We start from the raw sequence: 21,269 nt of genomic DNA on the forward strand, positions 1-21,269 counted from the left end.
CGCCCATGCACGGCAACCCAGTGCCGGACACCTATGTGTACGTCACCGAAGAAGGCGTGACACGTCACTACGCCGACGGCAGCGTCGAGGCCCTCGCTTGGGAGGACGTGGTCGAGGTCCGCGTCGGCGGCCTTGGCGACCAGGATCCGCCCGGCCAGCCGGAGGACGTGTTCATCGTCCTGCTGGACCGTGAGGGCGAGGGCTGCGTGGTCCCGCACTCGGCGACCGACGCGAGCTTCCTGGCCCGGTTGCGCTACCTGCCGGACTTCGACCTCGACCGGCTGAGCACCGCGGTCGAGAGCGCGCACTCGGACTACGTCGTCGTGTGGCGCAGCCCGGAGCCGCCGTCCCCGCTACCCGACCTCGAATACGACTAGAGGCCGGAAGCGCCGGGCCGGGCCCCACTCCTGAGCGCCTGCGAATAAGACTCCGAATCTAGTTCGGCCTGCTGGCGGGCGATGCCCGGGCTTTACGGGCTGACGCGGGCGGCGCGCACGACACGGACGGAAATCCTCCGGCAGGCGCTCCGGCCCTCATCCGGCCCACCGGGAGGCGTCGCATGCGGCGGATCCGTATCGGCCCCCTGCCATGGCTCTCGGAGGGGCGCTGCGGAGGCTCGCATGGCCGGGTACGCGTACTCCACCTGCGTCTCCTCTCGCCCCGGCTGCCCCGGTCGGTGGCGCCCCCCGCACGAGGAGGGCATTTCGGCAGGTTACGGAGGTGCATACTTCGGGTGACATTTCCTCAAGCCCATCGAAGACGGCATCATTGGACCGTTCCGTCAAGCCATTTCGATAGTGTCAGGACGGCCGAATGTGGACATGAGCTGTCGTTCCGTCGGCGTAGATCGCTCTTTAATATCAAAGTCGGATAGCGGGCGATGAAGCGTGTGTGCTTCAGGTCAACCTGTGTGGCGGAACAGGCGTCAAGTCTGCAGAGTCCGGCGACTAGGGGCGTGATAGATGGAGACGCGGTTGGGGTCGACCCCGACGCGAACTGTCACCACGCACGTTGAACAGCGGAGATACGCCAGCATGGCGACGGCGGCCTACTTCAGGCTGCTGATGGCCGGCGACCTGGTGTGTTCGATCTCCGCGTTCGGCGTGGTGGAGGGGACACGGCTCGCGCTCGGCGCGTTCATACCCGTGGTGGACCTGATCTTCGGCATCACCTTGACCATCATCTGGCCCGGTGTCATGAGCTTGGTCGGCAGCTACCGCAGGAGTGCTCACGGGGAGGGCACGGAGGAGTTCCGTGCGGTCACCCAAGGCGGCTTCGGACTGGTGGCGACCATCGCGATCGGCGCGTACGTCACGCAGACCACCGTCGCGAGAAGCTACGTCATGGCGATGGTGCCGCTCGCGACGTGCATCACGCTGGTCTTCCGGCACCGCATGCGCAAGCGCCTGCACCGGTCCCGCTCGCGTGGTGAGTACCTCCGGCGCGTCGTGGCGGTCGGGCACGGCGCGGCGGTCCTCGACCTGGTCATGCAGTTGCGGCGGCAGCCGTACCACGGGATGCGGGTCGTCGCCGCGTGCCTGCCGGGCCCACAGGACCGCGGCATGCTGCTCGACGTCGACGACGTGCCCGTGCTCGGGGACTTCACCGACGTGGCGGCGGTCGTCGACGAGGTGTCCGCCGACGCGGTGGCCGTCCTGGCCTGTCCGGAACTGGACGGCGCCGCGCTGCGCCGCCTCGCGTGGGGCATCGAGTCGAGGGGCGCGGAGCTGTTCGTCGCCCCGGCGCTCATGGATGTCGCGGGTCCCCGGGTGAGCGTGCGGCCGGTCGCGGGGATGCCGCTGCTCCACGTGCAGCATCCCGACCTCGACGGCGCCCGCCAGCTCGTGAAGAGCGCGTTCGACAAGGTGGTCGCGGCGGTCGCGCTGGCGATCCTGGCGATGCCGATGCTCGCCATCGCCATCGCGATCCGCCTGACGAGCCCCGGGCCCGCCTTCTTCAGGCAGACCAGGGTCGGCCGGCACGGGCGGGAGTTCGACATGCTCAAGTTCCGGACGATGGTCGTGGACGCCGAGAGGCTGCGCGACGTCCTCATTGACGAGAACGAGTCAGACGGCGTGCTGTTCAAGATTAGGAACGATCCAAGAGTCACCCGTGTGGGGGCCGTCCTGCGCCGTCACTCGCTCGACGAACTCCCCCAGCTCCTCAACGTGCTGCGGGGGGAGATGTCCCTCGTCGGGCCCCGCCCGCCGCTGGCGTGCGAGGTCGAGCAGTACGCGGTGGACGTGCGCCGCCGCCTCGTCGTCAAGCCGGGCATGACGGGCCTGTGGCAGGTCAGCGGCAGGTCCGATCTGTCCTGGGACGAGTCGGTCCGGCTCGACCTGCGCTATGTGGAGAACTGGTCGCTGATGCTGGACCTGCAGGTGCTCTGGAAGACGTGGTCGGCGGTCACCCGCGGCGACGGGGCGTACTGAGGTGAAGGCCCTCGTCCTGGCCGGCGGCTCCGGAACCCGCCTGCGGCCCATCACGTACACACAGGCCAAGCAACTGGTCCCGGTGGCGAACAAGCCGGTGCTCTTCTACGGCCTGGAGTCGATCGCGGCGGCCGGCATCCGTGAGGTCGGCATCGTCGTCGGCGACACGCACGCCGAGATCGAGGCGGCGGTGGGCGACGGTTCCCGGTTCGGCCTGCAGGCCACCTATCTCCGGCAGGAGGCGCCGCTCGGGCTGGCGCACGCCGTGCTGATCGCCCGCGACTACCTCGGCGACGACGACTTCGTCATGTACCTCGGCGACAACTTCGTGGTCGGCGGCATCGAGAGCCTGGTCGAGCGCTTCCGGACACGGCGGCCGAGCGCGCAGATCATGCTGACCCGGGTGTCCGACCCCCGCCAGTTCGGCGTCGCCGAGCTGGACGCCGACGGCCGGGTCGTCGCGCTCGTGGAGAAGCCGAGCGAGCCGAAGAGCGACCTCGCCCTGGTCGGCGTCTACCTGTTCACTCCGGCGGTGCACGAGGCGGTGGCGGACCTCAAACCGTCCTGGCGGGGGGAACTCGAGATCACCGACGCGATCCAGTGGCTCATCGACGCCGGCCACGACGTGGAGCCGTCGATCATCTCGGGCTACTGGAAGGACACCGGGAACGTCACCGACATGCTCGAGGTGAACCGGCTCGTGCTGGAGTCGGCGGAGCCCCGGGTCGACGGCGACGTGGAGGACTGCGAGCTCATCGGGCGGGTCGTGGTGGAAGCCGGGGCGTCGGTGCGCGGCTCCCGCATCGTCGGCCCGGTCGTGGTCGGCTCGGGGACGGTCATCAGCGGCTCCTACATCGGGCCGTTCACCTCGATCGGCGCCGACTGCCGCATCGAGGGGAGCGAGGTCGAGTACTCGATCGTGCTGTCGCGCGCCTCCATCAAGGGGGTGCGCAGGATCGAGGCCTCGCTGATCGGGCACGACGTCGAAGTCACCCCCGCGCCGCACGCGCCCCGCGCCCACCGTCTCGTGCTGGGCGACCACAGCAAGGTGCAGATCATCTCATGAGCGGACACACCGGGGGCGGGGGCGCACCAGGACGCGCGCTCCCCGCCCGCAGGCCGTCAGGTGTGGCAGGGGAGCGCCCCGACGGTGGACGTGACGCGGTAGTCGTCGTCGACGGTGACGAGCGTGTTGCCCGACCAGTCGATCGACGAGCAGTCGGCCTCCACCGGTCCGTACACCCAGGAGCGGTTGACGAGCCGGTTGTTCCGCACGACCACCCTGCCGTGCGCGTTCTTGACCTGGATGCTGTACGTGCCGCCCATGACGAGGTTGTCGGTGAGCGTCACGTCGACCACGCGCGGGTCGGTGATGAAGATCGGCGCGGTGATGTCCCTGGCGTCGCGCTGGTCGACCGTGTTGTGCTGGAAGACCAGCCCCTTGCCGGCCATGTACGTCTGGATGCCGTCGGAGTGGTCGCCGGGGTTGGAGCACAGGTGGACGTAGGAGTCCCGGATGGTGACGTCGTCACCCGAGACCCGGAAACCGTCCCCGTGCCCGCGGACCAGCACGCGCGTGGCGGTGTAGTGCGACTCGCCCACGCCCGGAGTGCTGACGCAGCCGCTCGCCGGGCCCACGGTGGAGTCGCTGATCGTGAACGAGTACTGCCGGGTGCCCCGCTCGTTGATGACCGTGCCGTCGATCTGGCTGTTGCGCACGGTGACCCCGTCGGCGTTGATCACCAGGTCGCCGGTGATGTGCACGCCGTCGACAACCGTCCCCGGTGTGGTGACCTGGTAGTCGTTGCCGCCGAGGTTCGCCGCCTTCCGCAGCTGGCTGACCGAGCGGGGGGCGCCGGTGCACGCGGGGGTCGGGTAGCCGCCGGGGCAGGCGGATCCCGCGGGTGCGGTCGGCGGGGGCGCCGGGCTCTGCGCCGGGCTCTGTGCCGGGCTCTGCGCCGGCATCGAGGGGCTGCGCGACGGGCTCCGGGTGGGCCTGCCGCCGGTCGGCTCTCCGCCGGGTGTGCGAGACGGCTCCCGGGACGGGCTCACGACCGTGGTCGGCTCCTCGGACGGCCGCGCGGACGGCACGACGGAGGGCTCGGCCGACGGTTCCGCGGACGGCTCGACGACCGGGGGAACGGAGAGGCCCGGCGTCGGCTCGAAGGAGGGCGGCGCCGAGGGCTCGATCGTGACCTCTCCGGAGGGGTTCGGCGAGACCCGCGAGACCGACGGCCAGGGCCTCGGCGTGTGCGTGACGACGTCGCGCGACCGGGTCGCCGAGGGCACCGGGCGCACGGACGGAGCGGGCTCCCTGTCCAGCCAGCGATAGATGGGGCCGACGTAGTACGTGTAGTTCTTCGGGTTCCACCGGTGGGGGAAGCGGCTCGGGCCGTAGGTGTAGACCCCCACGCGGCGGGCGGCCGTGCTGAGCGGTCCCGATCGCAGTGCCCCGGCCGACGGCCGGCCCGCGTACGTGCCGTGCTCGCTGTGGTAGGAGACGGTGTAGACCTTCCCGCCCACGACCGGCACCGCACTGCCGAAGCGGGCGTCCTGCCAGCCGGAGCGGCTCTCGTCACGGAAGGTCACCGTGGCGAGGCGTGTCCCCGCCGAGTCCCAGAGGCTGCCCGTGTGGCTGCCCTTCTCACCGGGCGCCTTGTAGAAGCGCACGCCGATCACCCAGCCGTCCTGGGCGGCGGTGAAGCGGGTGCCGAGTTCGATGGGGCTCCGGTCCCTGTGGACGGGCGGGCTGAGCCGGTCGTCCCTGGACCAGAAGCCGACCTCCTTGGCCTGCAGCGTGACCCGCGGCTCGGGGGCGGCGACCGGGCCCGGGTTCGCGGTGTGCCGCGTCACGACGGCCGCCACCGGGATCGCGGCGGCGACGAGCGCGGTCGCGATCAGCAGCGCCGGACGCGGGCGCGGCAGATACCGAGAGGTGCGGGCGGACCTGGGGTTCGCTCCGTGGCGTGGGTGTTTGTTGGGGGCCATATCTCCGACCTCCGCGCCGAGGCGCTCAGTTCGTCATTTTGTCCTTGCCGATCCACTGCCGGGGGCTATTGTGACGCCTGAGACGACGAGTGCGCATCAATTTGGCCAAATTACGTCTTTCACTCACTCGGGCTCGGCCTTCAGGTCGCCCGTTTCCTTACTGAAATACGATGCGGTCCTCCCCTATTGCTTTTTTAGGTGCAAAACCATCCACATCTGGAGATTCCTGACGTGAGGCTATTGATCACTGGTGGCGCCGGTTTCATCGGCTCCCAGTACGTCCGCACCGTGCTCACCGGCGGATATCCCGCCTTCGCCGGAGCGCGGGTCACGGTGCTGGACCGGCTGACCTACGCGGGTAATCTCGCCAACCTCGCTCCCGTCGAGGGCGGCTACGACTTCGTCCACGGGGACGTCTGCGACGCGGCCCTGCTCCGCGAGGTGGTTCCCGGTCACGACGTAGTGATCAATTTCGCGGCCGAATCCCACGTCGACCGTTCGATCGAAGGCGCGGCCGATTTCGTGCGCACCAACGTCCTCGGCGTGCAGACCCTCCTCGATGCCTGCCTCACCTCGGGCGTCGGGAAGGTCGTGCAGGTGTCCACCGACGAGGTCTACGGCTCGATCGACGCGGGCTCCTGGGACGAGAGCGCGCCGCCGGCCCCGCGTTCGCCGTACTCGGCCGCGAAGGCCGGCGGCGACATGCTGGCCAGGGCGTACGCGATCACCCACGGACTCCCGGTGTCGATCACCAGGTGCGGCAACAACTACGGGCCGTACCAATACCCCGAGAAGGTCGTTCCGCTGTTCGTCACCAACCTCATCGAGGGCCGCAGAGTCCCGCTCTACGGCGACGGGGGAAACGTCCGCGACTGGATCCACGTAGCGGATCACTGCCGGGGTATCCAGCGCGTCGCCGAGGTGGGGGAGCCCGGCGAGATCTACCACATCGCCGGGACCGCGGAACTGTCCAACCTGGAGCTCACCGAGCGGCTGCTCGCCGCGTTCGGCGCGGGCTGGGATCGGGTTGAACGAGTGGCCGACCGGAAGGGGCACGACCGGCGCTACTCGCTCGACGACCGGAAGCTGCGTGCCCTCGGCTACGCCCCCGAGATCTCCTTCGAGGAGGGTCTGGCCGGCACCGTGCGCTGGTACGTCGACAACCCCCAGTGGTGGAAGCCGTTACGGGCGCGCGCATGAGGTGGATGGTGACGGGCGCCAAGGGCATGCTCGGCGTGGACCTCATGGAGGCGCTGACCGGTGAGGACGCCACCGGTTTCGGCCGCGACCTCGACATCACGGACGACGGGGCCGTGGGCGACGCCCTGGACGACCTCGCTCCCGGCGTCGTGGTGAACTGCGCCGCCTGGACCGACGTCGACGGCGCCGAGACCCGCCAGGACGAGGCCATGGAGGTCAACGGCCGCGCCGTCGAGGGGCTCGCACTGGCCTGCGCCAAGCGCGGGGTGCGCCTCATCCACATCTCCACCGACTACGTCTTCGACGGCATGGGCCGCGAACCGTACGGCGAGGACGACGACCCGGTGCGCCCGGTCAACGCCTACGGGCGGTCGAAGCTGACCGGGGAGCGGGCCGCGCTTGAGCACGGCCACACGGTCGTCCGTACGGCCTGGCTCTACGGCGCCCGTGGCCGCAACTTCCCGGCCACGATCATCCGCCTGGCGGCCGAGCGGGAGACCGTGTCGGTGGTGACCGACCAGGTGGGCCAGCCGACCTGGTCCGCGGACCTGGCCGCCCGCCTGGTCGAGCTGGGCCGTTCCGGCGCGCCGGGCGGCGTCTACCACGGCACCAACGCGGGGCGGACGACCTGGTACGAGTTCGCCCGTGAGATCTTCACGCTGCTCGGCGCGGATCCCGGCCGGGTCGTCCCGACCACGTCCGCCGCCTTCGCCCGGCCCGCCCCGCGACCGGCCTGGAGCGTGCTGGGGCACGGCCGATGGTCGCGGGCGGACCTGCCGCCGATGCGGCACTGGCGCGAGGCCCTGCACGCGGCGTGGCCCTACCTGAGCGTGTCGTAGAAGGCGAGGCAAGCGTCATGATCCGGCAGCAGTCCCGCCTCGCGTGCCTCCTTGAGAGAGGGAGCGGCGGCGTCCTTGTCCGACAGGATCGGCTCCACGTGCGAGGGCCACTCGATACCCAGATCGGGGTCGAGCGGGTGCACGCCGTGTTCGCGCCCCGGCGCGTACGGCTGGGAGCAGAGGTAGACGACGGTGGCCTGCTCGCTCAAGGTGAGGAAGCCGTGGCCCAGCCCCTCGGCTATGTAGAGACCGCGCCGGTCGGTGTCGTCGAGCAGCACGCTCTCCCAGGACCCGTACGTGGGAGAGCCCACTCTGAGGTCCACGACGACGTCGAGGACGCTTCCGGCGACGCAGGTGAGGTACTTGGCCTGCCCGGGCGGCACGTCGGCGAAATGGATCCCCCGCAGCGCCCCCTTCCGGGAGACGGTGCAGTTGACCTGTGCGAGGTCCAGCCCGTGTCCGGCGACCTCCCGCAGGTCGGCGGCCTTGAAGACCTCGAGGAGCGCGCCGCGCTCGTCGGTGTGGATGCGGGGGGTGTGGCACCAGGCCCCGGCGATGCTGAGCCGATCCATGGTCGAAGCATCGCATACACGGCCGTAACTCGATCGGCTCATGACGACGATTACGTTCATGGCAACCAGCCGTGGGTCCCGCACGTCTTCGGACGGCAACCATGTGATGAGGGAGCATATTGATGACAAAGTGCCGGTTGTGCGGGTCCACGGCGCTCGCGAGCATCGTCGATCTCGGGGCGACGCCCCCTTGTGAGCGGTTCCTCACGCGGGAACAGCTGGACGAGCCGGAAAACACCTATCCCCTGCATCTGCGTCTGTGCACGGACTGCTGGCTGGCCCAGATTCCTCCGCTCATCACGCCCGAGGAAACATTCACCGAATACGCGTACTTCTCGTCCTATTCGACGTCCTGGGTGGAGCACGCCCGCCGGTTCGTGGCCGGCGCCGCCGAGCGGCTGGGGCTGTCCGATGCCTCGTTCGTGGTCGAGGTGGCGAGCAACGACGGTTACCTGCTGCGCCACGTGGCCGAGCGCGGGATCCGGTGCCTCGGGATCGAACCGTCCGCCAACGTCGGCCAGGCGGCGAAGGACGCCGGAGTGCCGACCCTCACGGCCTTCCTCACGCCGGAGACCGGTGCCGCCGTACGGGACGAGCACGGCCCGGCCGATCTCGTCGTCGCCAACAACGTGTACGCCCACATTCCCGACGTCATCGGCTTCACCCAGGGGCTGCGGGCCCTGGTGGCCGACGACGGCTGGGTGTCGATCGAGGTGCAGCACCTGCTCACCCTCATCGAGGGCACGCAGTACGACACCATCTATCACGAGCACTTCCAGTACTACACCGTCGCCTCCGCGATGCGGGCCCTGGCGAGCGGCGGACTGGCCCTCGTGGACGTCGAGTCGCTGCCGACCCACGGCGGGTCGATCCGGCTGTGGGCCCGGCCGGTCGAGGCGGCGGGGGAGCCGGGCCCACGAGTGACCGACCTGCTGGCCAGGGAGAAGTCCGCGGGCCTGCACGAGCTGTCCGGCTACGCCGAGTTCGCCGCCCGGGTCGCCCGAGTGCGGCGCGACCTGCTGGCCTTCCTCATCCGGGCCGCCGAGGAGGGCAGGACCGTCGTCGGCTACGGCGCGCCCGGCAAGGGGAACACGCTGCTCAACCACTGCGGCGTCCGGCCGGACCTGCTGTCCTACACGGTGGACCGCAATCCGTACAAGCACGGCAGGTTCACTCCCGGCACCCGCATCCCCGTCCTGCCGCCGGAGCGCATCGAGCAGGACCGGCCCGACTACGTGCTCGTGCTCCCGTGGAACCTCCGCGCGGAGATCACCGAGCAGCTCGCCCACGTCCGTGACTGGGGAGGCCGCCTGGTCTTCCCCATCCCCCGACTGGAGGTGGTCTCGTGAAGGTCGTCCTTTTCTGCGGCGGATACGGCACCCGCATGCGCACCGGCACCGCCGGTGACGTCCCCAAGCCCATGCAGCTCGTCGGGCCGAGGCCGCTGATCTGGCACGTGATGCGCTACTACGCCCACTTCGGGCACACCGAGTTCATCCTCTGCCTCGGCTACGGGTCCCACCACATCAAGGACTTCTTCCTCAACTACCAGGAGACGACGTCCAACGATTTCGTCCTGCGGGCGGGCCGGGTCGAGCTGTTGTCGACCGACATCTCCGACTGGTCGATCTCGTTCGTCCAGACCGGCATCGACTCGCCCATCGGCGAGCGGCTGCGGCGGGTCAGGGACCACCTCGGCGGCGACGAGATGTTCCTCGCCAACTACGCCGACGTGCTGAGCGACGCCCCGCTGCCCGAGATGATCGACCGGTTCGCCGCCTCCGACGCCGGGGCGCTGATGATGGTCGTCCCGCCGTCGGAGACCTTCCACTGCATCGAACTGGGTGAGTCGGGGACGGTCGGCGGCATCACACCGGTCAGCCAGATGCCGCTGTGGGTCAACGGCGGCTACTTCGTGCTGCGGCAGGAGATCTTCGACCACATCCCTGAGGGCGGCGACCTGGTGGGCGACGGTTGCGCGGAGCTGGCCAAGCGGGGCCGACTGCAGGCATACCCGTACCGCGGCTACTGGCGGCCCACCGACACGGTCAAGGAACGAGTGGCTCTCGACGACGCGTACTCGCGCGGCGAGCGGCCGTGGGCGCTGTGGGAGCGGGCGTCGTGATCGGACTGGTTCCGGCCCTCCCGCAGGGCCGCACGGCGCGGATCGCCGCGCTCGCCGCCCACTGCGACGACCTGCCCATCGGCGCAGGGGGCACCCTGCTGACCGTCTGCCGCGCCCGCCCCGGCATCCGGATCGACGCCCTCGTGCTGTCCGGCGGGGGCACCGTGCGGGAGGACGAGGAGCGGGCCGCCCTCGCCGCCTTCTGCCCCGGCGCCGACCTGCGCGTCACCGTGCTCAAGCTGCCCGACGGCCGGCTCCCCGCGCACTGGGACGAGGCCAAGGAGGCGGTCGAGGACCTGCGCGCGGCGGGCGACCCCGACCTGGTCGTCGGCCCGTGGCGGGGCGACGCCCATCAGGATCACCAGGGGCTGGCGCAGCTCGTCACCACGGCGTTCCGCGACCACCTCACCCTGGGCTACGAGATCGCCAAGTGGGACGGCGACCTCGGGCGGCCCTCGGCCTACCACCCCCTTTCTCCCGAGGTGGCCGAGGCCAAGGCGGACCTGCTGCTGGAGCACTACCCCTCCCAGCGGAACAAGCCCTGGTACGACCGGGAGGCCTTCCTCGGCCTGGCCCGCCTGCGCGGGATCGAGTGCCACACGCGCTACGCCGAGGCGTTCCACGTCACCAAACTCACCCTCGACCTTTCAGGAGAATGACCCAGATGCGCGTGCTGTTGACCGGACACCAGGGCTACCTGGGCACGGTGATGGCCCCGGTGCTCGCCGGGGCGGGCCACGAGGTCGTCGGCCTCGATTCCGGGCTGTTCGCCGACTGCGTCCTCGGCCCGGTCCCCGACGACCCGCCCGGGCACGCGGTCGACCTCAGGGACGCCGGGCCCGAGGTCTTCGCCGGAATCGACGCGGTCGTGCACCTCGCGGCCCTGTCCAACGACCCCCTGGGCTCGCTCGCCCCCGATCTGACCTACGACATCAACCACCACGCGTCCGTGCGGCTGGCCCGGCTCGCCAGGGACGCGGGCGTGCGCCGGTTCCTCTACGCCTCCACCTGCTCGGTCTACGGCGCCTCCGGCGGAGACGACCTCGTCGGCGAGGACGCCCCGCTGCGGCCCGTCACCCCGTACGCGGAGTCGAAGGTGCGGGTGGAGGACGACCTGTCGAAGCTCGCGGACGACGACTTCTCCCCGGTCTACCTGCGCAACGCCACGGCGTTCGGGTTCTCCCCCCGGCTGCGGGCCGACATCGTGCTGAACAATCTGGTCGGCCACGCGCTCCTGACGAATCAGGTGCGGGTGCTCTCCGACGGCACGCCGTGGCGGCCGCTGGTCCACGCGCGCGACATCGCCGAGGCGTTCGCCCAGGCGCTGGTCGCGCCCAGGGAGGCCGTCCACGACCGGGCCTTCAACGTCGGGACCGAGCTCAACAACGTCACGGTCGCGGAGATCGCGTCCCACGTGGCCGAGGCGGTGCCGGGGTCGGACCTGGTCATCACCGGTGAGGCGGGGAACGACCCCCGGTCGTACCGGGTGGACTTCTCCCGTGTGCGCGCGGCGCTCCCGGGCTACCAGGCCAGGTGGACGGTCAAGGAGGGGGCGGTCGAGCTGATCGACGCCTACCGGCGGTTCGGTCTGCGGCAGGGGGACTTCGACCGGCGATTCACCCGGCTCGCCCGCCTGTCGGACCGCCGCGGGGCGGGCACCATCGGCGACGACCTGCGGCCGGTGGCCGAGTGAGCGATGTCGGCCGCCGGATGCACGCACTGGTGGAGCGGCTCTACCCGCTGTGCCGGAGCATCACGGGCGACGGGGTCCGGCGCACGCTGGAGATCGTCGGGGAGTCCCTGCCGCTCGAGGTCCACGAGGTGCCGACCGGCACGGAGGTGCTCGACTGGACGGTGCCGAAGGAGTGGAACATCCGCGACGCGTACGTCAAGGACCCCTCCGGCCGCAAGGTGATCGACTTCACGGAGTCGTCGCTGCACGTCGTCGGCTACAGCACGCCGGTGTCGGCCACTCTCACACTGGACGAGTTGCGCCCGCACCTGCACACGCTGCCCGAGCAGCCGGACCTGATCCCGTACCGCACCAGCTACTACGCCGAGACATGGGGCTTCTGCCTGCGCCACGAGACGCTGGCGGCCCTGCCCCCGGGGCCGTACGAGGTGGTGATCGACTCGACGCTGGCCGACGGTCACCTCACCTACGCCGAGCACGTCGTGCCCGGCGAGTCGGCCGACGAGGTCCTGGTGTCGTGCCACATCTGCCATCCGTCGCTGGCCAACGACAACCTCGCAGGCGTCGCGGTGGCCGTGGAGCTCGCCCTGCGGCTGGCGGAACGGCGGCCTCGCCACACCTACCGGTTCGTCTTCGCCCCCGGCACGATCGGGGCGATCACCTGGCTGGCGCTCAACCGCGACCGGGCCGGCCGGATCGGGGCCGGGCTCGTGCTCGCCTGCGCCGGTGACAGGGGATCGCTCACCTACAAGCGCAGCAGGCGGGGGAACGCCGGGATCGACCGGGTGATGGAGCACGTCCTGCGCGCCTCGGGCCGTCCGCACACCGTCGTCGACTTCTCGCCGTACGGCTACGACGAGCGGCAGTACTGCTCGCCCGGGTTCGACCTCGGGGTCGGCTCGCTCACCCGGACCCCGTACGGCGCCTACCCCGAGTACCACACCTCGGCGGACAACCCCGGCTTCGTCTCTCCCGAGGCGATGACCGAAACGCTGGAGACCCTCTGGGAAGCGGTGGACGTGCTCGAGCGCGACCGCCGCTATCTCAACCTCAGCCCCTACGGCGAGCCGCAACTCGGGCGGCGCGGCCTGTACGGCTCCCTCGGCGGCCGGAGCGACACCAAGCGCGACCAGATGGCGATGTTGTGGGTGCTCAACCTCTCGGACGGCGACCACAGCCTGCTCGACATCGCGGAACGCTCCGGACTGCCCTTTCCCCTCGTGGCGGACGCCGCGCTGGCGCTGCAGAGCGCCGGATTGCTCAAGGAGTAACAGGGATGACCCAATTGGACACCGGCAGCAGGCCCGGCACGCTCAAGCTGCGCGTCGGCGACCTGGTGGAGGTCCGGAGCGAGGAGGAGATCCTCGCCACCCTCGACGAGAACGGCGAGCTGGACAACCTCCCCTTCATGCCGGAGATGCTGCGCTTCTGCGGGCAGCGGATGAGGGTGCACAAGGTGGCGCACAAGCTGTGCGACACGATCAGCCGCAGCGGCATGCGGCGCATGGACAACGCCGTGCATCTGACCGGGGCGCGGTGCGACGGCTCGGCGCACGGCGGCTGTCAGACGGCCTGTTCCCTGTACTGGAAGGAGGCATGGCTCAAGCGGGTGGATCCGGACGACGCGCCCGCGCAGGCGCCCCGGCCGGCCCGCGCCCTGCTGCCGCTCCTGGAGGTGAACAGCCGCAGGCCGCCCGCGGAGGACGGCGAGGAGCGCTACTCGTGCCAGGCCACCGAACTGCTGCGCGCGGCCCCCGTCTGCCTGCCGTTCAGGGACGTCCGGCAGTACGTCGAGGACGTGCGCACGGGCAACGCCGGGCTGCTGCCGGTGGTGCGCGCCTTCCTGATCGCGTTGTTCAACCGCTACCAGGACATCAGCAAGAAGGTCCTTCCCCAGGCGTGGTGGATCAGCGGCGGCCGGCGCTGGGGAGGGCTCAGGGGGATGGCCGGCGAGCGCACCCCGACCGCGGAGCTCGGCCTCCAGCCCGGCGAGCTGGTCAGGATCAAGTCCAAGGCGGAGATCCTCCGCACGCTCAACGACGACCTCCTCAACCGGGGAATGGGGTTCGAGGAGGAGATGGCCCGCTACTGCGGTCGCAGCGCGCGGGTCCGTGCCCGGGTGGACAGGTGCATCGACGAGAAGAGCGGACGGATGCTACGGATGAAGAATCCCTGCATCATCCTCGACGACGTCGTCTGCGCCGGTGTCTACAACTCCAACTGCCCGCGTGAGTTCGTCCCCTTCTGGCGAGAGATCTGGCTGGAGCGCATCGAGGAGCCCCGTCACGTATGACCGCACAAGAGGAACCCGGCAACGACGCCGGTAACGTGGGCACGATCGGCCGCCAGGCCGGTCGTGGCCTTCGCTGGAGCCTGTTCGGCACGTTGCTCACGCGCATGGGCTCGTTCGCCATGGGGCTGGTCCTGGCCCGCCTGCTGGCCCCCGCAGACTTCGGCCTTTACGCGATCGCGCTCGCGGCCACGCAGTTCGTCATGCACGTCAACGACGCCGGTCTCATCGCCGCCACGGTGCAGTGGCGGGGCAAACTCGAGGAGATGGCGCCCACGGCGAGCGTGCTGGCCGTCGTCTTCAGCACCGGGGTCTACGGGATCTTCTGGGTCGGCGCGCCGTACTTCTCCACGCTGGCGGGCAGCGAGCAGGCGACCGGCGTCGTCCGCCTGCTCACGGCCGTCATCCTCGTCGACGGCATCACGGCCGTCCGCGCGGGCGCGCTGATGCGCCACTTCGAGCAGGACAAGCTGACCAAGGCGAACCTGGCCGGAGTGCTGGCGAACGCGGCGATCGCCGTAACGCTCGCCGCCATGGGCGCCGGCGCCTACAGCTTCGCGGCCGGTCAGTTCGGCGCCTCCGTGGTGACGGGCGTGCTGGTGTTCGTGTTCGCCCGGGTGCCCGTCCGCATCGCCGTCGACCGGGCGATCGCCGTACGGCTCCTCCGGTTCGGCCTGCCGCTGGCGGCCAGCCTCGGCCTGGAGTCGGTGCTGATGAACGCCGACTACGTCATCGTCGGCGACCGGCTCGGTATGACGATGCTCGGGTTCTACCTGCTCGCGTTCAACGTGTCCAGCTGGGTGCCCGGCCTGATCGGCACCGCCATCCGCTACGTCTCCATCGCCGGTTTCTCCCGCCTGGCGGAGGGCGACCAGGAGTCGCTCGCCGAGGGCGTGCGGCGCTCGGTGCCGCTCCTGATCGCGTTCGTGCTGCCGGTGGCGGTGGTGATGGCCACACTCGCCCACGCGATCATCATCACCCTGTACGGCGCCCAGTGGAACATGTCGGCCGGCGTGCTGCGGTTCCTGGCGGTCCTCATGGTCGTGCGGATGCTCACCGGGCTCGCCTTCGACATCCTCACCTCGGTCGGCGCCACCCGCGCGACCGTGTGGCTGAACGCCGGCTGGGCCGCGGCCCTGGTCGCCGCGCTGCTGGTCGGGATCGGGCTGGACGGGATCCGCGGCGCCGCGATCGCGCACGCCGTCGTCGGCCTGTTCGTCGCGTTGCCGCTGGCGGTCTGGGCCCTGCAGCGGTCCGGGGTGAACCTGCGGCCCGTCCTGCCCGCGCTGGTGCGCCCCCTGGCCGGGGCCGCCGCGGCGGCAGGCGTCATCCTCCTGGTGAGCCAGGTGACCGGGCACATCCTCCTGCTCGAACTCGTCGCCGCCGGAGGGGCGGGCATGATCGTCTACGTGCTTATCGTCGTGCCCGCGGCCCAGCTCAAGGGGCTCGGCGGCCGTCTTGCGCGGCTCGTCCCCGCCCGTTCGTGAAGACGCGCCGAGTCCGCTCGGCGGCTGGAAGGAATGCCATGTCCTCTCACGACACCCTGGTGTCCGTCGGACTGCCCGTGCGCAACGCGGCGGGGCGGCTGCGCGAGGTGGTGGAATCCGTGCTCGCACAGGACCACGAGAACCTCGAACTGATCATCTCCGACAACGCCTCCACGGACGGGACCGAGGAGGTCTGCCGTGAGCTGGCCCGCTCGGACGGCCGGATCCGCTATCGGCGGCAGGCGGAGAACATCGGGCTCCTCAACAACTTCAAGTCGGTGATACGCCTGGCCGAGGGGCCGTACTTCCGGTGGGTGGGCGACGACGACCGGCTCGACCCCCGGTGCGTCTCGCGCTCGCTCGACCTGTTCGCCGAGGACGAGCGGCTCATCCTGGTGACCACGCAGATCGCCTACAAGGGGCCGGACGGCAGAACCGAGACCGCCGCCTACGAGGGGGCCGCGCTGCGTTCCGGCGACCCGGTCGAGCGGTTCGCCGAGATGCTGCGCATGCTGAACGAGAGCCACCTGATGATCGACCCGCTCTACGGGCTGATGAGACGGGAGGCCGTGCTGCCGATCCCCCGCCGCAACATGCTGCGGGAGGACGAGGTCTTCGCCGCGAAGCTCGCGCTCGCCGGGCCCTGGGGGCACGTGGCGGAGGTGCTCGGGCATCGGAACTGGAAGCACGAGACGATGCCGGTGCTGGCCCGCCGCCTCGGCGTGCCGTCCTGGCAGGCGCACTTCGCGACCACCCTGCAGTGCCGTGAGATGCTCCGCTGGCTGAAGCAGGCGCCGCTCACCCCCGAGCAGCGGGCCCGGGCGCGGGCGGCCGTCTACCGGATGTACGCCCGGAGGCAGCGACGGGTGGCCGTCCGGCGGGGCCGCAAGGCGGCTCGGCTCGTGACCGGACTGGTGGGCGCCGGACGGGGCTGACGCCTACGGCGCGGTCCTGCGAGCGAAGCGGGCGGAGGCGGCCGCCCGCAGCGCCCGCCAGGACCGGTGACGAAGGAAGGGCAGCTCGAACACCGCGGCGAACAGCCGCGCCACCAGCAGGCTCAGCGGCACGGCCAGGACCGTGGTGAGGAGGAACGCGGTGAGGCCGTGCCCGGCCGCCGGGCTCACCACGAGCGTGCTCAGCGCCACGACGATCGGCGCGTGGATCAGATAGAGACTGTAGGAGAAGTGGCCGAGGCCGCGGATCGGGCGGCTGTCGAGCAGCCGGACCAGCGGGGCCGGCCGGCCCGACGCCACGGACACGAGCAGCAGGGTCACCGCCGGGCCCATCGCGATGTCCACCCAGAAGTAGTGCTCGACCGTCCAGATCGGCCCCAAGGCCACGATGACAGCGACCACGGGCAGGGCCGTCGCCAGCGCCCACCACGGCCGGAGGGCGGCGGCCTTCGACGGTCTCCCGGCGGCCTCCGTCCCGGCCCTGGCCGCGATACCCGCGCCGACGATCCCGAGCGCGAACAGCACCGCGAACTGCGGGGTGAACCGCAGGAGCTTGTCCACGAGCGGCACCGAGGGGGCGAGCAGTCCGATGGCCGCGACGGGCACGGTCACCGCGGTGAGCATGACCGTGGTTCCCGCACGCCGCAGCACCAGCAGCATCAGGGGGAAGAGGATGTAGAGGTGGGCTTCCACCGCGATGGACCAGAAGGCGCCGTTGGGGCTGGGGGAGCCGGCCACGTCCTGTAGCAGCAGGCCGTACAGGAGGACCGATTTGGCCGTGGGCGGGCCCTCGCCCGGCTGGGGAGCCAGGGTCCAGGCGACGACGAGGCTGAACGCCAGCGCGGCCCAGTAGGGCGGGAGGATCCGCCAGGCGCGCCTACGCGCGAAACGGCCCGGCCCGCCGAGCCGCCACTGTGACCGGGCAGGGGAGACCGCGAGTGAGAACCCGGACAGCACGATGAAGACCACCACGGCGAAGTGGCCGTAGAGGAGCCAGCCGAGCCACCACGGTCCGCCGTTGCCGGGAAATCCGGGGAACGCCATCAGCCAGCAGTGATGCAGGACGACGAACAGAGCGGCCAGCCCCCGGATACCGTCCAGGCCCTCCAGCCGGCGACGCGCCGTAGGCGCGGTGACATCCGTGCTTACGACCCGTTGTGTGGACGATTTGTCCAAATTCGTTCCGCTCCACTCGGGAAGGCCGGTAACGCTGCGTGAGGGTTGCCAGATGTAACGGTTTGTTGGACCGTTTGAACCGGGTCGCGCCAACCCATGATTGGTAAAGTACATTCTCGGGTGGCCGGACGTACATGGTCACGGAGGGCGGGGAAGCATGGACTTCTGGAAGAGCATCTTCACGCTCGCTCGCCGCCGGTCCGTGGGCCCGCCGATATTCGCGCTCGCAATTCTCGTGGCCGTGGTCGCTTATCTCATGCTGCCCACCACCTATGTTTCCAGCACGGCCATGGTCCTGACCACGCCGACGAGCGGCGGCACCCTTTCGCCCGACCCCAAGGAGGCAGCCGGGCTCACCAACCCGCTCCTGCAGTTCAACGACGGTTTGCGGACCACGGCGGGCATCCTCATCCTGTCGATGAACACTCCGGAGATGATGACCCGCCTCGGTGTCAGGCCCGGCGGCCCCACCGAGATCACGATCAACGACGGCCGCACCAATCCCGACCTGCTCGGCATCAGCACCAACGGCCCGTTCGTCTACGTCGAGGTGGACAGCAGGTCCCCGGCCGCGGCCGACGCGACCGTACGGAAGGCCGGGCAGCTCATTCGCGCGGAACTCGCCGCCAGGCAGCGGGCGCTGAAGGCGCCGCCGTCCACGTACATCGCCATCACCGACGTGATGCCACCCGGGACGCCAGAGGCGAAGCGGACGGTCAAGTGGGGCGCGGCCGCCGGTGGGCTGCTGGCCGTCATGGTCGTCGGATTCGGCCTGGCCTACCTCGTGGACCGGCAGCGTGGCAACCGCCGCGCGTCGTACGTCGTCCACGCCCCCTGGGTGGCTCAGCCGCAGCGTCCGGCCATCACGCCGTCGGCGTACGAGCCGGACGTCCCGCCGCCGGACGTCGACGCCGCGCCGGCCACCACGGCTCCGCCCGCGCCGAGACCATCCCAGAACTGGGACGACGACGCGACCGCCGTCATCGTCGTGGTGTCCGACGAGCCACAGGGCGGCGACCGCTCCGGGGGGCTGCGGCTCGCGCCCGACCCCGACGGCGACGCGATCGGCGACGGGTCCGGTGAGGACATGTCCCGCCCCGCTTCGCGCGCCGGCTGAGTGAGGAGCGGTCGATGGACTTCTGGGGGACCGTCCTCGTCGTCTTCCGGCGCTGGTTCGTGACGCTGCCCGCCTTCGCGCTGGCGGTGGGCGTGACCATCGCGGTCTATCTGTCGATCCCGGTCACCTACACGTCCACGACGGTTCTGGTGCTGACGACGCCGACGACGGGCGGCAGCCTGCCGAGCAATCCCAAGTACCCGAACGGGCTGACGAACCCTCTGCTCAACTTCGACCGGGGGCTCAGCATGACGGCCTCCATTCTCATCGGGGCCCTCGCCACGCCGGAGACCGCGGCGGCGCTCGGGGCGTCGCCCGAGGGCGACCCGAGCTACGAGGTCAACAACGGCAGCACCAACCCGGAGCTGCTGGCCCAGACACCGTTCGTCTTCATCACCGGTGAGAGCGCGTCCCCGGCGGCGGCCCGCGACATCGTCATGCGGGTGGAGGCCCGTGCGAGGAAGATCCTGGCCGAGCGGCAGGAGGCGCTCAAGGCGCCGCGCGCCACGTTCATCAGGATCGACCGGGCCGTGCCGGCGACCATGCCGGAGCCGCAGAAGGGCCGCAAGATGCGGTCGGCCGCCGTGGCCCTGGCCCTGGGCGCCGCCGCCACCCTCGTGGCGGCCTTCGCCGCCGAGAGCATCGCCCAGGCGATGCGCGTGCGGAAGGGCAGAAAGGTGCGCAGGGCCGGCGGAGCCGCCGATGCCGAGCCGTACGGGCCGTCCACCGTCTCAGTGACGGACCGGACGCGACCGCGTCCATCCGAGGGACGTCAGCCGGCGGTGAGCGGCTGAGATGCCCGCAGACCGGCCGGCCCGCGGGGTCGACGACCAGGACGCCCGCCGCACTCTGACCCTGCCGGTGCTCGGCACGGCGCCGATGCGCGGCGCCCCGCTCCGCGGCGATCCGGTCCTCGCCGATCCGCTCCTCCCCGGGGCGCGCCGTCGTGCCGACGGTGCGACGCTTGCGGCCCTGTTCGCGTTGTCGCTGCTCATCATCCCGGCCCGGCTGGTCCTGAGGGGCCTGCCGCTGTCGCTGACGCCCGCGAACATCCTCAGCCTGCTCGCCGGAATGTGCTGGCTGTGCGCGCAGTTCACCACCACCCTGGGAGTGGCCAAGGGCCGCACCCCCGTTCGCACCGCCCTGTTCTGCTACGTCGTCGCGCTCACCGCCACCTACGGCGTGGCCAGTTACGGCTACCTGCCGAGTGACGAGCTGAAGCTGTCCGATCACGCCCTGGTCCTCGTCATGGCGAGCGTCGGCATCGCGCTGGCCGTCTGCGACGGGGTCCGCACTCCGGAGCGCCTCGACTTCCTGCTGAAGACGATGGTGACGGGCGGGGCGGTGATCGCGGTCATCGGCGCGCTGCAGTTCATGGCCGACTTCGACCTCACTCAGTATCTCGCGCTGCCCGGTTTGCGCTTCGCCTCGGAAGGCGGGGCGGTCGACATGCGCGACTCCATGCGGCGGGTGGCCGCCACCACGGGGCATCCGATCGAGTTCGGCGTGCTGTGCTCCATGCTGCTGCCCCTCGCCGTCCACTACGGTTTCCGCGGCGGCCGTGGCGCCCTGCGCTGGTGGTTGTGCGCGGCGCTCATCGGCATGGGCCTGCTGTTCTCCGTGTCGCGGTCGGCGGTCCTGGGTGTCGGAGTCGTCGGAATCATCTTGATCCTCGGGTGGCCCGTGCGGCGCAAGGTCCAGGCCCTGATCGTCACGGCGGTCTTCCTGGTCGTGGCGAAGCTGACGTTCCCCGGCCTGCTCAACACCTTGTACGGGCTGTTCGCCAACGCAGGGACGGACAGCAGCGTCCAGTACCGCACCCATGACTACGATGTCGCGGCTACCGAGGTCGCCAGGCACCTGTGGCTCGGCCGGGGCATCGGCACCTGGTACGCGCCGAAGTACCAGGTCTTCGACAACCAGTACATCCTGACCGCGGTGGAGAGCGGAGCCGTCGGCGTCGCCGTCTTCGTGGCGCTGTTCTTCTGCGGGATCTACTCGGCCGTGCGGGCCCGCCGGCTGAGCGTGGACCCGGCCCCGCGCGACCTCGGCCTGACGCTCGCCGCCTGTCTGGTAGTGCCGCTCGTCGGCTCCGCGACCTTCGACCTGCTGTCGTTCGCCACCGTCACCGGTGTCGCCTTCCTGCTCATCGGGGCGTCGGGTGCGTTGCTGCGCTCGGCCCAGAGGGAGGCGGCGGTGCGGGCATGGGAGGACGACCACGCGGAGCGGGCCCCAGGCCGGTACGGCGCAGCAGACCGAGCATGGTCGCGGCTACCGTGGCTCCCCCTGCCAGGGCGATCGCCCGGCCGGCCCTGAGCGCGGCCGGATCGCCGTCTCCGCCGAGACCCGCGAGGACCGCGACCGCGACCGCGAGCCCTGCCGCGGCCCCGGTCACGT

Annotated in this window: 19 protein-coding genes; 16 read left to right on the top strand and 3 right to left on the bottom strand. The window is 70.7% G+C overall.

Going from position 1 to position 21,269, the window contains the following annotated elements; genetic code table 11:
- Positions 1-5 precede the first annotated feature (5 nt).
- The 3 genes from HHX35_RS08310 to HHX35_RS08320 all read left to right on the top strand — a co-directional run bounded on the left by HHX35_RS08310 (position 6) and on the right by HHX35_RS08320 (position 3,498).
- Positions 6-377, top strand: coding sequence for a hypothetical protein (locus tag HHX35_RS08310; RefSeq protein ID WP_182898236.1), 372 nt, complete (start codon positions 6-8; stop codon positions 375-377).
- A 657-nt stretch (positions 378-1,034) separates the two neighbouring features.
- Positions 1,035-2,432, top strand: a complete 1,398-nt coding sequence (locus tag HHX35_RS08315; RefSeq protein WP_182898237.1) for a sugar transferase — start codon at positions 1,035-1,037, stop codon at positions 2,430-2,432.
- A gap of 1 nt (position 2,433) precedes the next feature.
- Positions 2,434-3,498, top strand: a complete 1,065-nt coding sequence (locus HHX35_RS08320) for a glucose-1-phosphate thymidylyltransferase (RefSeq protein WP_182898238.1) — start codon at positions 2,434-2,436, stop codon at positions 3,496-3,498.
- Positions 3,499-3,554: 56 nt separating this feature from the next.
- Here the strand turns inward: HHX35_RS08320 and HHX35_RS08325 are convergent, their stop codons facing one another.
- Positions 3,555-5,420, bottom strand: a complete 1,866-nt coding sequence (locus tag HHX35_RS08325; protein ID WP_182898239.1) for a DUF4082 domain-containing protein — start codon at positions 5,418-5,420, stop codon at positions 3,555-3,557.
- A 231-nt stretch (positions 5,421-5,651) separates the two neighbouring features.
- On the opposite strand from HHX35_RS08325, the gene rfbB reads away from it, so the two are divergent.
- Both rfbB and rfbD read left to right on the top strand, forming a co-directional pair.
- Positions 5,652-6,620, top strand: a complete 969-nt coding sequence (gene rfbB, locus HHX35_RS08330; RefSeq protein ID WP_182898240.1) for a dTDP-glucose 4,6-dehydratase — start codon at positions 5,652-5,654, stop codon at positions 6,618-6,620.
- The gene (gene rfbD / locus HHX35_RS08335) at positions 6,617-7,459 is read left to right on the top strand and encodes a dTDP-4-dehydrorhamnose reductase (protein WP_182898241.1); all 843 of its coding nucleotides are present in this window, start codon (positions 6,617-6,619) and stop codon (positions 7,457-7,459) included. Before rfbB ends, rfbD begins: the two co-directional genes overlap by 4 nt.
- Here rfbD and rfbC read toward each other — a convergent pair.
- Positions 7,441-8,031 carry a dTDP-4-dehydrorhamnose 3,5-epimerase gene (rfbC, locus tag HHX35_RS08340; RefSeq protein WP_182898242.1) on the bottom strand — a complete coding sequence of 197 codons (591 nt, stop codon included), beginning with the start codon at positions 8,029-8,031 and terminating at the stop codon, positions 7,441-7,443. The genes rfbD and rfbC overlap by 19 nt on opposite strands.
- A gap of 122 nt (positions 8,032-8,153) precedes the next feature.
- Here rfbC and HHX35_RS08345 point away from each other — a divergent pair, with 122 nt between their 5' ends.
- From HHX35_RS08345 to HHX35_RS08380, 8 genes are read left to right on the top strand one after another with little or no spacing between them, the layout of a single operon-like run.
- A complete protein-coding gene (locus HHX35_RS08345; protein ID WP_182898243.1) occupies positions 8,154-9,380 on the top strand; it encodes a class I SAM-dependent methyltransferase in 1,227 nt (408 codons plus the stop codon).
- The gene (locus tag HHX35_RS08350; RefSeq protein ID WP_182898244.1) at positions 9,377-10,156 is read left to right on the top strand and encodes a sugar phosphate nucleotidyltransferase; all 780 of its coding nucleotides are present in this window, start codon (positions 9,377-9,379) and stop codon (positions 10,154-10,156) included. Before HHX35_RS08345 ends, HHX35_RS08350 begins: the two co-directional genes overlap by 4 nt.
- Positions 10,153-10,815: a PIG-L deacetylase family protein gene (locus HHX35_RS08355; protein WP_285784823.1), complete on the top strand. Its 663-nt coding sequence runs from the start codon at positions 10,153-10,155 to the stop codon at positions 10,813-10,815. The genes HHX35_RS08350 and HHX35_RS08355 overlap by 4 nt, the downstream gene beginning before the upstream one ends.
- A 5-nt stretch (positions 10,816-10,820) precedes the next feature.
- Positions 10,821-11,849, top strand: coding sequence for an NAD(P)-dependent oxidoreductase (locus HHX35_RS08360; RefSeq protein ID WP_182898245.1), 1,029 nt, complete (start codon positions 10,821-10,823; stop codon positions 11,847-11,849).
- On the top strand, positions 11,846-13,120 hold the full coding sequence (locus HHX35_RS08365; RefSeq protein ID WP_310738956.1) for a DUF4910 domain-containing protein: 1,275 nt from the start codon (positions 11,846-11,848) through the stop codon (positions 13,118-13,120). Before HHX35_RS08360 ends, HHX35_RS08365 begins: the two co-directional genes overlap by 4 nt.
- A gap of 5 nt (positions 13,121-13,125) precedes the next feature.
- Complete coding sequence (locus tag HHX35_RS08370) at positions 13,126-14,142, top strand: hypothetical protein (RefSeq protein ID WP_182898246.1); 1,017 nt, start codon at positions 13,126-13,128, stop codon at positions 14,140-14,142.
- The gene (locus tag HHX35_RS08375; RefSeq protein ID WP_182898247.1) at positions 14,139-15,626 is read left to right on the top strand and encodes an oligosaccharide flippase family protein; all 1,488 of its coding nucleotides are present in this window, start codon (positions 14,139-14,141) and stop codon (positions 15,624-15,626) included. The genes HHX35_RS08370 and HHX35_RS08375 overlap by 4 nt, the downstream gene beginning before the upstream one ends.
- Positions 15,627-15,664: 38 nt before the next feature.
- Complete coding sequence (locus HHX35_RS08380) at positions 15,665-16,561, top strand: glycosyltransferase family 2 protein (protein ID WP_182898248.1); 897 nt, start codon at positions 15,665-15,667, stop codon at positions 16,559-16,561.
- Positions 16,562-16,564: 3 nt separating this feature from the next.
- Here HHX35_RS08380 and HHX35_RS08385 read toward each other — a convergent pair whose 3' ends face one another.
- A complete protein-coding gene (locus tag HHX35_RS08385; RefSeq protein ID WP_259404838.1) occupies positions 16,565-17,755 on the bottom strand; it encodes an acyltransferase in 1,191 nt (396 codons plus the stop codon).
- Positions 17,756-17,912: 157 nt separating this feature from the next.
- Between HHX35_RS08385 and HHX35_RS08390 the strand changes: the two genes are divergently transcribed.
- The 3 genes from HHX35_RS08390 to HHX35_RS08400 are packed head-to-tail and all read left to right on the top strand — an operon-like array spanning position 17,913 to position 21,188.
- A complete protein-coding gene (locus HHX35_RS08390) occupies positions 17,913-18,872 on the top strand; it encodes a hypothetical protein (protein ID WP_182898250.1) in 960 nt (319 codons plus the stop codon).
- A gap of 14 nt (positions 18,873-18,886) precedes the next feature.
- Positions 18,887-19,666, top strand: coding sequence for a hypothetical protein (locus tag HHX35_RS08395; RefSeq protein WP_139578978.1), 780 nt, complete (start codon positions 18,887-18,889; stop codon positions 19,664-19,666).
- A gap of 1 nt (position 19,667) precedes the next feature.
- Positions 19,668-21,188, top strand: a complete 1,521-nt coding sequence (locus HHX35_RS08400; protein ID WP_259404839.1) for an O-antigen ligase — start codon at positions 19,668-19,670, stop codon at positions 21,186-21,188.
- The last annotated feature ends 81 nt before the right edge of the window (positions 21,189-21,269 follow it).

The organism is Microbispora sp. H10830, assembly GCF_014161375.1.
GTDB lineage: Bacteria > Actinomycetota > Actinomycetes > Streptosporangiales > Streptosporangiaceae > Microbispora > Microbispora catharanthi.